Source organism: Mesorhizobium sp. M7A.F.Ca.CA.002.05.1.1 (assembly GCF_003998335.1).
GTDB lineage: Bacteria > Pseudomonadota > Alphaproteobacteria > Rhizobiales > Rhizobiaceae > Mesorhizobium.
In genome coordinates, this window is record NZ_RZQI01000187.1 from 1 (window position 1) to 8,167 (window position 8,167).

The 8,167-nt window shown below is 63.4% G+C and carries 8 protein-coding genes; 4 read left to right on the forward strand and 4 right to left on the reverse strand.

Features of this window, described 5'->3' with window-relative positions:
* The 3 genes from EN939_RS12260 to EN939_RS12270 all read right to left on the reverse strand — a co-directional run.
* A partial coding sequence (locus EN939_RS12260; protein ID WP_206528281.1) for a Na/Pi symporter occupies positions 1-541 on the reverse strand: 541 nt, incomplete at its 3' end.
* 76 nt (positions 542-617) lie between these two features.
* Positions 618-1,622: a phosphate ABC transporter substrate-binding protein PstS gene (pstS, locus tag EN939_RS12265; protein ID WP_127379225.1), complete on the reverse strand. Its 1,005-nt coding sequence runs from the start codon at positions 1,620-1,622 to the stop codon at positions 618-620.
* 356 nt (positions 1,623-1,978) lie between these two features.
* Entirely contained in the window at positions 1,979-3,094 is a 1,116-nt protein-coding gene (locus EN939_RS12270; RefSeq protein WP_127268225.1) for an anhydro-N-acetylmuramic acid kinase, read from the reverse strand.
* Between the two features lie 371 nt (positions 3,095-3,465).
* Here EN939_RS12270 and EN939_RS12275 point away from each other — a divergent pair, with 371 nt between their 5' ends.
* The 4 genes from EN939_RS12275 (at position 3,466) to EN939_RS12290 (ending at position 7,341) form a co-directional block, all read left to right on the forward strand.
* Positions 3,466-4,158 (forward strand): SDR family NAD(P)-dependent oxidoreductase, encoded by a 693-nt coding sequence (locus EN939_RS12275; protein WP_127268226.1) that lies wholly within the window; start codon positions 3,466-3,468, stop codon positions 4,156-4,158.
* A 186-nt stretch (positions 4,159-4,344) separates the two neighbouring features.
* Positions 4,345-5,184 carry a substrate-binding periplasmic protein gene (locus EN939_RS12280; protein WP_164748642.1) on the forward strand — a complete coding sequence of 280 codons (840 nt, stop codon included), beginning with the start codon at positions 4,345-4,347 and terminating at the stop codon, positions 5,182-5,184.
* 1 nt (position 5,185) lies between these two features.
* A complete protein-coding gene (locus EN939_RS12285; protein WP_127268227.1) occupies positions 5,186-6,547 on the forward strand; it encodes a dicarboxylate/amino acid:cation symporter in 1,362 nt (453 codons plus the stop codon).
* Entirely contained in the window at positions 6,544-7,341 is a 798-nt protein-coding gene (locus tag EN939_RS12290; protein ID WP_127268228.1) for an aspartate/glutamate racemase family protein, read from the forward strand. Before EN939_RS12285 ends, EN939_RS12290 begins: the two co-directional genes overlap by 4 nt.
* 36 nt (positions 7,342-7,377) lie before the next feature.
* Here the strand turns inward: EN939_RS12290 and EN939_RS12295 are convergent.
* Positions 7,378-8,167: iron chelate uptake ABC transporter family permease subunit (locus tag EN939_RS12295; protein WP_164750965.1), on the reverse strand; the 790-nt coding region annotated here is incomplete at its 5' end.

The window sequence follows — 8,167 nt, forward strand, 5'->3', positions numbered from 1 at the left end:
GGTTGAGGTAGGAGTCGGCCGTCAGCGTCTGCAGCAGCGCCATGACTTCCGGCAGGTTGCGAAGCGGACGCAGGCCGCCGGTCATCAGGTTGAGGCCGTAGAAGATCAGAGCGAAACCCATGCAGGCGAGCGCTATGTTCTTCACCTTTTCGCTTTTGGCGAAGCAGTAGACCAGCGAGAACACGCCGGCCAGGATCAATCCGAGCGGACCGAGCGGCAGGGCGATGAGCCCGTTGCCGAGCGTGGTGCCGATGTTGGCGCCCATGATCACGCTGATCGCCGGCCGCAGGGCGATGACACCGGCATTGACCAGCCCGACGACCATGACGCTCATCGCCGTCGACGACTGGATGACGCCGGTGATCAGCGTTCCCGCCAGCACGCCTTTGACCGGCGTACCGGCTGCCTTGGCGAGAAAGTCGCGCATCCGGTTGACCGACAGCGCCTGGATGCCGTTTGCCATGAAATCCAGACCGAGCATGAAGATGCCCAAGCCGCCGATCACCGGCACGAGGATGTCCTTGAAGATATCTATGTCCATTTCAGGCAGTCCCCAACAAGTCGCCACGACGACGCGGTATGAAGTTCAGTTGCTGCGCAAGGCAGCTTCGTTCGGGTCAGTTTCCGACCGGCAATTGCCTTGCCCAATACTGTTCGATCTGGCCAATGAGCGCTTTCGGCAGCGGCACATAGCCGAGTGCGGTGGCGTCGCCGGCACCTTGCGCGAAGGCGAGCCGGAAAAGATCATGCACGCGGCGATAGCGATGTTCCGAACGCCCCGAGACCTGGACAACGGCGAACACCGCCGTGCTGATCGGGTACGCACCATCTCCGCTGCGATTGGTGAGGGAGGCGAAGAAGTCGGTCGTTTCCCCCCAGGCGACGGAGGTGGCCGCTGCTTGCACGCCCTGCGGGTCCGGTTTGACGAACTTGCCGGATTTGTTCTGGACCGCTGCGAAGGGAAGGCCGGCGCGAAGAACCTGGCCGTATTCGGCGTAGGCAATCGCCCCCTTGCTCGCAGCCACGGCACGAAGAAGCGCTTGCGTACCTTCCGCGCCTGTCCCGAGCGGCCAGTCGATCAGAGTGTCGGCTCCAAGCTTCGTCTTCCAGTCTTCGCTTGTCGATGACAGAAACTCGGTGAAGACATAGGTTGAGCCCGAACCGTCCTGCCGGTGGATGACGCCGATGGCGAGATCGGGAAGGGCTATGTCGGGATTGAGCACCCTTATCGCAGGATCGGACCAGGACTTTATCTTGCCCAGATAGATGTCGGCGATCACCGGGCCGGAGAGGCGCAGACCTTGCTCCGGCAGGCCATCGAGATTGGCGACCACCGCGATCCCGCCCATGACGATCGGAAATTGCTGCTGGCCGTTCCTGGCGAGATCATCAGCCGGCACGGGAACATCCGTGGCGGCGAAATCCAGTTCGGGCTGCGCAAGCCGCATCAGGCCGGCAAGGGATCCGACCGGTTCATAATCGACGGTCCAGTCCAGCGTGAAGAAGTCGCCGCCGTCGGCGCGTGCAGCCTTGTATGTCGTTGCCCACTTGCCGATGATCGGCGCGGCCAGTGTCGACCCCGCACCGCGAATGGGCTCAGCCCGCGCAGCGGATCCGATCATGGCCCCGATGATTGCAAGGGCGAGCGCAGCTGCCGCCCCCGAAATCGTCGGCCGTGCACCGCGCAATAAAGCTAAACCTGCTGACAACATAAATTGAATCCCAACTATACTGCCGCCGCTATGCAGGCGCGCATCAATGGCCATACGCCTGCGAAATGAGGCGTCAGCTGAAAACAAGATCGCTGTTGTCTTGTATTAATTCTTCTTAACGGTTGGATGACAGTGGGTCCCGGCGGAAAAGCTTTTCGACTATTCCGAAGACCTTTCGACTGCAAAACCTGAGCAAAAAGCCGCATCGCCTGAAAGTCGGCCGGGCGGGAAAGGTCATCCCATCCCGTTCCGGGATGGAAGAGGCTCTAACTGGCGAGTTTTCCGCCCCGCATCGGCCGCGGTGCGCCGGTCGTGCTCGGAAAACTGATTGGCAGGCCGCGCAGCACGCGCACCGCGAGGAAGGCAAAACACTCCGCCTCGACCGCATCGCCGCTCCAGCCGAGGCTCTCGGCCTGCACCACTTCGACGCCGGCACGGCTGGTCAGCATCGCCATCATGGTCGGGTTGTGGCGGCCGCCGCCGCTGACCACCAGTTTTTTAGGACGGCTTGGTAAGAGGTCGAGTGCCTTGCCGACGGCTCCAGCGGTGAAGGCGGTCAGCAGTGCCGCGCCATCCTCCGCATCCAGCCCGTCCGCCATGGCGGCGCCGAAGTCGAAACGGTCCAGCGATTTGGGATAGGGCTTGGTGAGATAGGGGTGCTGCAGCAGCTTGGCCAGCCGCGCCTCGTCCACCTTGCCCGCACCGCCGAGCGCGCCGTCGCGGTCCATCTCGCCGAGCCCCTTCGACTTGATGAAATCGTTCAGCGGCGCGTTGGCGGGGCCGGTGTCGAAGGCAACGACATTGTCGGCGCCATCCCACCAGGTGATGTTGGCGACGCCGCCGAGATTGAGTACGGCCACCTCGCCATTGGCGCCGGCGCCGCGCATCAACGCGGTGTGATAGACCGCGGCCAGCGGCGCGCCTTGCCCCCCGGCGCGCATGTCGGCCGAGCGGAAATCGTAAGCGACCTTGGTACCCAATATGGCATGCATCAGCTCACCATCGCCGAGTTGCCTTGTCTGGCCCAGCCGTCCAACCTGCGGCGCGCGATGCAGAACGGTCTGGCCGTGAAAACCGACGACGCCGATATCGGCCATCGTCATGCCATAGCCTTCGACCAATTCCTTGACGGCTGCTGACTGGGCACGCGTCAGGGCTTCCTCCGCGGTGCGGAAGATCGCCGGCTCCGGCCCGTCAAAGTTCCACGCCCGCGCCTCCGTCAGCGTCTCTTCCAGCAGGGAGCGGATCGACGGAGGATAGGGCATCAGCCGATAGGTGCCGAAATCCTCGATACGTTCGCCGTCGGTCTTGATCAGCGCGACGTCGATGTTGCCGTCCAGCACCGTGCCGGTCATCAGGCCGACGGCCCAGATTGGTTCCATAATCGTTTCCTTGTTGAGCATAATCTTTTCCGAAAACCGTTTCCCACTTTTCGGGACCACGCTCCAGTCCCATTGATGAGATCGCCGACAGCTTTACGAAACCTGACGATTCTACCGCCAAAATGTTGGTCTAATGAATCCGGGCGGCGGGCAAGGTCCAAGCCTTGTCCCTTTCGAAGTGGCGGTCTCGGTGCTGAAGGCCGAGCGGCTTTCGTAGCTCCACAGGCGATATTGGACCGCGCAACGTCGTTTCTGCAGCCCGTCTGGTTCAACAGCCAACGAGATGCCACCTCTTGCCTGTCAGCCCCGAAGGCGCGACCTTGTCTGGTCTGGCGAACGCTTCCGCCGAAATCCGCAAGGGAGAGAAAATCATGACCTCATCCAATGTGGCCGTTATTGCAGGCGCGGGCGCTGGTCTGAGCGCCTCGCTTGCGCGCCTTCTCACCCGGGAAGGCTTTCGCGTGGTTCTGGCCGCCCGTAACGTCGAGAAGCTCAGCGCTCTGATCGGCGAAACCGGTGCTCTGGCCGTTGAGACGGATGTCGCCGACGCTGCGTCCGTCGCCAGGCTGTTCGACACCGCCGACAAGGCCGGCACGCTGGCGCTCGTGGTGTTCAACGCCAGCGCACGCACACGCGGCCCGATCGCCGAGCTCGATGCGGAAGCGGTCAAACAGGCATTGCTGGTCGGCGCCTATGGCGGCTTCCTGGTCGGCCAGCAGGCGGCGCGCCGGCTGCTTGTCCGGGGATCCGGTTCGATCCTGTTCACCGGCGCCACTGCCAGTGTGAAGGGCTTTCCCGGCTCGGCCGGCTTTGCCATGCCGAAATTCGGCCTGCGCGGCCTGGCGCAGTCCATGGCCCGCGAACTCGCCCCGCAGAACATCCACGTCGCCCATTTCATTATCGACGGCCAGATCGCGCCGCCCGGACAGGCAGCCGATCCCGACCTACAGGACCGCCGCCTGTCGCCGGACGCTATCGCCGAGGCCTATCTCGCGGTCCATCGCCAGCATCGCAGCGCCTGGAGCTCGGAGCTTGAGTTACGGCCTTGGGTCGAGACGTTTTGACAATCCAGACGATCGCCCGGCGGGAAGCAACGCGATCCTTCCGCTTTTCCTAATATATTAGGCAATGCTGATATTTTGTGGCGCTAAGCTGCTTGTCCGATACATAAAAAGGCTCAGTGTAATATACACGTTTGTTTAACGCGGGTTGTGCATGTTGCAGCTTTCCCGGGTTAATTGAGAACGCGCATGTCGGTTACACGTCGTACACTGCTTGCGGCCGGGAGCGGCGGGTTGCTGATCTCGCAAGCCCGCGCAGCCAGCACTCCGGGACAGCAGGCGGAGAACGCCCCTCAACCTATCGCGAGCGGCGATGCATTGCGCATCGCAATGCCGGCCTTCGCTTCCAATCCGTTCTTTCCGGCCGACGGATCGGGGGACGATGGCATAGACATGGAGTTGGCCCACGGCATCGCCGCGGCGCTTGGCGTCGAGCCGGTATTCGACCGATCCGCCGCAACGTTCGACGATATCGTCAGTCAGGTCAGTTCCGGACAGGCCGACATGGCGATTGGCAAGCTCAGCCGGACGCTTCAGCGCGGCCGGTCGATCATCTATTCCCGCCCCTACGCCATGCTGCGGCAAGGGCTGATCGCCAACCGCCTCAACCTGGCGCGTATCGCGCAAGGCAAACCGGCCGAACAGATCGTCCGTGATTTCTCAGGCGATCTTGGCGTGATCGAGGGCTCTTCATTCGCCACCTATGCGGCCACGACCTTCCCGCATGCGCAAATCCACCGCCTGGCAAGCTGGGATCTGATCATCGATGCGATCCGAAACGGGACGATCGACATGGCCTATCGCGATGATTTCGAGATCAAGAAGCTGATGGTCGACGATCCGTCGATGACGGTTGTCGCGCGCTCGATCACGCTGACCGACAAGGTCGATACGATCGCAGTCGGCGTGCGGCCCGACAATCCGCACCTCGCGGCCTTTGTCGATCTCTATCTCGATCTCGCGCGGGGTCAGCAGATTCTCAACACGGATGAGATCATCGCCCGCTATCGCCTGGGGAGCAAAGCCTGACATGGCCATCTCCGAGGTAGCCGGACCCCTGCCTTTCGACTGGCGCCTCGCGGCAAGGCGTATCCTGCGCTCGCCCGTGACGACGATTGTGATGATTGCTGCAGGGATATTGTGCGGCCTCTATTATCCAGACTTTGCCCATGCGATCAGCCCTGTCGCACAGCTCTACCTGAATTTCCTCAAGATGGTCGTCCTGCCCTATTTGGTCTCGTCGGTCATCTTCTCCATCACGGCAATGGTCCAGGATCCCAAATCGGTCCGCTACCTCGGCAAGGTGGGTATGGCCGTGCTGGTCGTGTCGTTCCTGAGCGTGCTGGTGAGCGGCACCCTGTCGCTGATCCTGCAGCCGGGCCAGATCGAGAATCCGCAGTCGCGCATCGAGCTTGGCGAGTTCATCAATTCGCAAGGCAGCGTGTCCACCGATCTCGCCTTCCCGTTCCAGCCGCCGCCCTCCAATGGCGACCCCAATGGCGGGCACTCGATCCTGCTCGACCTGGTGCCGAACAACGTCTTCAACGCGCTGGCCTCGGGCCAGACCATCCAGGTTTTGCTGTTCTGCCTGCTTTTCGGGCTCGCGATGGGGAAGATTCCCCAGCCTTCGTCCATGAGCCTGACCCAGGCGCTCAACGCGGTCTACCGGGCCTGCACGGTGCTCACCAACTGGTTCATCTGGGGGTTGCCCTTTGCAACTTTCATCCTGATCGCGGACCAGACCGCGTCGACCGGAACCAAGCCGCTCACGCTGATGGGCGGTTACCTGCTGGTTATGGGTCTTTCCTGCCTCATATTCGTTGCCGGGGCCTTTGCCATTATCGCCATCCGGTCGCGACGAAGCTACTGGACCACGATCAAGACCTGCCAGCCGCTTCTCATGGTGGCCATCACCACACGCTCTACGGTCGCTTCGCTGCCATGGGTCATCAACCTTTTGAGCGAGCGCCTGCGGTTCAGCCTGGTGGTGGTCGAACTGCTCGTGCCGCTGCAGGCGGCATTGCTGCGCACTGGCCCGGCGCTGCTCTACACCTCGGGTGCGCTGTTCATTGCCCAGCTTTACGGCCACCAGCTTGCAGTCTCGGACCTCGTGCTCGTCGGCATCATCTCAGCGCTTCTCGCGCTCACCACCGGCGGTATGGGCAGCCTGCTCATCCTGTCCCAGATGTCCATCGTCTGCGGCTACCTGAAGCTTCCCTTCGAGGCGGCGTTCGTCCTGTTCGTCGCGGTGGATGCAGCCGTCGACACGTTCATGACGCTGGCCAGCGTCTGCACCGTCGCGGCGAGCACGGCAATGATCGCTCCCAGCCACAGGGAGACGACGCAGCCTGACGCCGCCTCGGACCAGCTCGAAGCCGAGCCTGTCAGATGATCGACGACAGCATCCGTCCCCAGCTCGGCATTATCGGCGGTCTTGGGCCGCTTGCTTCGGCTGATTTCTACTTCAAGCTGACCCGGATGACCCAGGCGCTCAGAGACAACGAACATGTGCCTGCCGTGATCCTCAGTGTCCCACAGCTGCCCGACAGGACCGAAGCGATCCTTGCCGGCCATGATGGGCCGCTGGCGCCTTTGAAAGCCGCGGTCGCGACGCTCAATGCGCTCGGCGTCGCCCGCATCGCGATGCCGTGCAACACCGCCCACCATTGGTACAGCCAACTGGCGGCGAATTCGCGCGCGGAAATCATCCATATCGGAGATGCTGTGGTGACGGAGACGCGTCGCAGCCTGGATCAGGGCCGGGTTGCTGTTCTCGCCACCCAAGGCACGCTGGTCTCCGGCTTCTATCAGGACAGGATGTCGGCGGCGGGATTTGAGCTCTGCCTTCCCGCGAACACCGAGTTTCAGGCCTGCGTCGACAGCGCGATCAGCCTCGTCAAGGCAGGTTCGATCGCGGATGCGGCGGTTGAAACCGAGCGCGCGCTCGACATCGCGCAAGCGGCCGGCGCCGATGCAGCCCTGCTCGGCTGCACCGAACTGTCGGTGGTGGCCGCCAGCCTCAACGGTGTCAATGGATTGGTCGTCATCGACAGCAATGCGGCCTTGGCGCGCGCCTGTCTGACACGGTTGGGCTTCGGTGCCCAGGAAGCCCGCGGCCTGCCGACCGTATCACGGCTGCCGGAACATGACCGATCGATGCGCGCCAGCTTGGCCGCACTGGCCTAGCCCTATGGATAGAACCTCATAGCATTTCGGAACCCGTCAGCCCTGGCGCGGCACGCCCTTGGCAAGCAGGTAGACGAGATACGGCCCGCCAAGCAGCGAAGCGAACAGGCCGGCGGGCAGTTCGTAGGGAAAGGCCGCCATGCGCGACAGCCAGTCCGAGACGATCATCAGCAGGACGCCCAGAAGCATCGCTCCGGCGAGATGGACGCGGGCGCGGGAAAAGCCGACCAGACGGGCAAGGTGTGGCGCGATCAGGCCGACGAAGCTCAACGGTCCGACGACCATGGCGGCCAGCGCGGTCAGCAGCGCGGCAACGACGATCAGCATCAATCGTCCGCCGGCGACCGGCACGCCCAGCCCGCGTGCGCTGTCGGACCCGAGCGGCAGGATGTCGAGCCAGCGCGCGGCGAGGAACAGCGGCAGCGTCAGCGGCAACAGACAGGCGAGTGCTAGCCCTGCATCGAGCGCCGACGCCTGGCCGGTCGAGCCGCTCAGCCAGCGCAACAGGATGTAGGACTGCGCGTTGCCCATGGCGATCGTCGCGGTGATCGCAGCGCTGCACAGCGCGCTCATGGCGATACCGGCAAGCAGCAGCCGCTCGGCACCGAACTTTGCTCGTGCGGCAAGGGCCAGCATGGCAATCAAGGCCACCAGTGAGCCCAGGGCTGAGCCGGCGAGCTGCCAGCCAAGATCGGCCGTGGCGCTGACCATCAGCACGGCTGTCAGGCCGGCACCGGCGCCGGTGCCGACGCCAAGCACTTCGGGGCTCGCCAGCGGGTTGCCGGTGACCCGCTGGATGACGACGCCGGCGGCCGCGAGCATGGCG

Coding starts and splice junctions, on each gene's coding strand:
- pstS (WP_127379225.1), bottom strand. CDS start 1,622: ATGATCGGATCCGCTGCGCGGGCTGAGCCCATTCGCGGTGCGGGGTCG.
- EN939_RS12280 (WP_164748642.1), top strand. CDS start 4,345: ATGTCGGTTACACGTCGTACACTGCTTGCGGCCGGGAGCGGCGGGTTG.
- EN939_RS12290 (WP_127268228.1), top strand. CDS start 6,544: ATGATCGACGACAGCATCCGTCCCCAGCTCGGCATTATCGGCGGTCTT.
- EN939_RS12285 (WP_127268227.1), top strand. CDS start 5,186: ATGGCCATCTCCGAGGTAGCCGGACCCCTGCCTTTCGACTGGCGCCTC.
- EN939_RS12275 (WP_127268226.1), top strand. CDS start 3,466: ATGACCTCATCCAATGTGGCCGTTATTGCAGGCGCGGGCGCTGGTCTG.
- EN939_RS12270 (WP_127268225.1), bottom strand. CDS start 3,094: ATGGAACCAATCTGGGCCGTCGGCCTGATGACCGGCACGGTGCTGGAC.